The following is a 948-nucleotide window of genomic DNA, read 5'->3' on the forward strand; positions in this document are numbered from 1 at the left end:
CGATGGTCCGGTATCGGCGCCACTGCAAGCGATGGCATGCCGAGGACCTTCGATGCACGCCGGCTCAGCGTCGCAAAGGACAACATCTGGAACAGCTGGGCGCTCAGCTCAACATCGGGGGTGCTGCGGTCCAGATCAGCGATCCTGGTCGGTTCGTCCAGGTTCATCTGGATCGTGACCAGCGAGCGGTTGCGCATGATGAGATCCCGGTTCTCGGCCAGCAGGGTCCTGTAGCGTTCGGGGCCGCCGTTCTCGAGTAATGCCTGTACTGAACCAAACTCCTGAACCAGTTTCAGGGCGGTTTTCTCACCGATGCCGTGTACCCCGGGGATGTTGTCGGACGAATCCCCCTTGAGTGCTTTCACGTCGATCAGTTGGGGGGCTGCGAGGCCGAACTCCTCGAGAATTGCCGCAGGAGTATACTCTCTGATCTCCTTCACTCCCTTGACTGTAATGCGTACTGACGTGTTACCGTCTGTCAACTGGAGCAGATCGTTGTCCCCGGAATAGATGATGCAGGGGACCCCCGCCTGGCTGGCGACCTTGCTGTAGATACCGATGAAATCGTCTGCTTCGAACCCATCCTTTTCGCGTGTGACGATCCCCAGGGAACGGATGAGTTGTTTGAGGTTGACGAGCTGGCTGACGAGTTCGTCGGGCATGGCCTCTCGATTGGCCTTGTACTCTTCGAACATCTCGTGGCGATAGGTCGCTGCCTTGCGGTCAAAGAAGACACCCATGTACTGTGGTTGAAGCTCCTCGATGATGGTCAGCAGCATCGTCGTGGTTCCCAGAATCGCTCCGGTGGGGACGCCGGTGGCGGTGCTGAGATGGGGCATGGCAAAAAAAGCCCGGTACAGAATCGAACTTCCATCGACAAGCACTACTCGGTTCGTCATATGCTCATTGTATCAACGTCTCGGGTCGGGCGCAACCCAGCAGCGTGAG

1 pseudogene is annotated in these 948 nt (G+C 57.9%); it reads right to left on the reverse strand.

Features of this window, described 5'->3' with window-relative positions:
- Positions 1-122 precede the first annotated feature (122 nt).
- Positions 123-899, reverse strand: a pseudogene (locus SMC5_RS11240) (5'-3' exonuclease); the annotation flags it as partial.
- Between the last annotated feature and the right edge of the window lie 49 nt (positions 900-948).

Source organism: Candidatus Cryosericum odellii, from assembly GCF_003570935.1.
GTDB lineage: Bacteria > Caldisericota > Caldisericia > Cryosericales > Cryosericaceae > Cryosericum > Cryosericum odellii.